Source organism: Saccharopolyspora oryzae, assembly GCF_027853915.1.
In the GTDB taxonomy this organism is placed as follows: domain Bacteria; phylum Actinomycetota; class Actinomycetes; order Mycobacteriales; family Pseudonocardiaceae; genus Saccharopolyspora; species Saccharopolyspora oryzae.
Genome location: NZ_JAQGLA010000184.1, coordinates 1 through 2,011 on the forward strand (window position 1 = coordinate 1; position 2,011 = coordinate 2,011).

Genomic DNA, 2,011 nt, shown 5'->3' on the forward strand with positions numbered 1-2,011 from the left:
GGGGGTGGGGCGGTGGGGGGGGGGTAAAAGGGGGGTGGGGGGGCGGCTGGGGCCGCGGGTGGGGCTGGGGTTGGGGTGGCTGGGGCTGCTGAGCCCGAGCTTTTCCTGACCTGAGCGAGTCCTAGTACTCCATCCATCCGATTCGCGTAGCTCCCGCTCCCCCGGAGCGGGAGCTACGTCCCTGTCTGGGGGTGAGGCGGTTGCCGGGCTTGGTGAACTGGCTGTTCCGACCTGCGGAGCGGGACACCGAGGGGCTGGTCGAGCACGCACCGGTGATGCGGGTGCGCGCGGTCATCCGGCGGTTCTGGCCGGAGGCCCGGCCGTTCCGCGGCTGGATGGTGCTCAGCCTGCTTCTCGTGCTGATCTCGCCGCTGCTGGACACAGCGGCGATCTGGCTGTTCAAGGTGCTCATCGACGAGGTGCTGACACCGCACAACTTCGCCGCGTTCCCGATGATCGCGGCCGCTTACGCGGTGCTGACCCTGCTGTCCGGGGCGATCGAATTCTGCGGCCAGTACCTCGCGGTGTGGATCGGCGAGAACTTCCTGCACGCGATGCGCACCAAGGTGTTCGCGCACCTGCACACGCTGTCGGTCGGGTTCTTCGACCGCAGGCGGATCGGTGACACCCTGTCCCGGCTCACCGGCGACGTGGGCGCCATCGAGAGCCTGGTGCTGTCCGGCATCGTGCAGACCTTCTCCTCGGTGGTGAAGGTCCTGCTGTTCGCCGGCGTGCTGTTCTACCTGAACTGGCAGTTGGCGTTGGTGGCGCTGGTCGCGGTTCCGCTGTTCTGGATGGTCGCCAAGTTCTTCGCCCGCCGGATCAAGGACGCCTCCCGCGAGGCGCGCGGGCGCAGCGGCTCGATCGCCACCGTCGCCGAGGAGAGCCTCGGCAACGCGCCGCTGATCCAGGCCTACGGCCGCGAGGGCGCCGAGGCGGAGCGCTTCGCCCGGCAGAGCCGCGGCAACGTCAACGCCGAGCTCTCCTCGGCCCGAATCGGCGCGCTGTTCTCACCGCTGGTGGACCTGCTGCAGGTCTTCGGCGTGCTGGCGATCGTCGGCGTCGGCATCTGGGAGCTGTCGCAAGGGCGGATCAGCCTCGGTGGCCTGCTGGCGTTCCTGGTCTACCTCTCCCAGCTCTACACCCCGGTGCAGAGCCTCGGCCAGCTGTCCAACACGGTGTTCTCCGCGGCCGCCAGCGCCGAGCGCATCTCCGAGCTGCTCGACCAGGAGCCCTTGGTGCGCAGCCCGGCGAACCCGGTGCCGCTGCGGCAGGTCACCGGCCGGCTCGACGTCGACCGCGTCGACTTCCGCTACCCGGACACCCCCGCCGACGTGCTGCACAGCATCAGCTTCTGCGCGGCGCCCGGCCAGACCACCGCGGTGGTCGGTGCCAGCGGTGCCGGCAAGTCGACGCTGACCAAGCTGCTGCTGCGCTTCTACGACCCGACGCGGGGCCGGATCCTGCTGGACGGCACCGACCTGCGCGAGCTCGACATCGCCGAGCTGCGCGCCAACATCGCGATCGTGCTGCAGGAAACGCTGCTGCTGGACGGCACCATCGCGGACAACATCCGGGCCGGACGTCCGGACGCCGACGACCGGCAGCTCGTCGACGCCGCCGAAGCCGCCGACGCCCACGAGTTCATCCAAACCCTGCCCGAGGGCTACGAAACGCGCGTCGGGCAACGCGGCCGGCTGCTCTCGGGAGGGCAGCGGCAACGCATCGCCATCGCCCGCGCGATGATCCGCGACGCGCCGATCCTGCTGCTCGACGAGCCGACGACGAGCCTGGACGCCGACGCCACGCGCCGGATCCTCGCTCCGCTGCGGCGTTTGATGGCCGGGCGCACCACGATCGTCATCTCGCACAACCTGCTCACGGTCCGCGACGCGCAGCAGATCGTCTACCTGGACCAGGGCCGCATCACCGAGGTGGGCACGCACCAGGAGCTGCTGGCCAACAACAACGGTTACGCGCACCTCTACCAGCTGCACCACCCGGAGCGCGG

At 70.1% G+C, this 2,011-nt stretch carries 1 protein-coding gene; it reads left to right on the plus strand.

From position 1 onward, the window contains the following. Positions 1-200 precede the first annotated feature (200 nt). Positions 201-2,011 (plus strand): ABC transporter ATP-binding protein (locus OU415_RS38120; protein WP_270954673.1); only part of this gene is annotated, 1,811 nt, incomplete at its 3' end.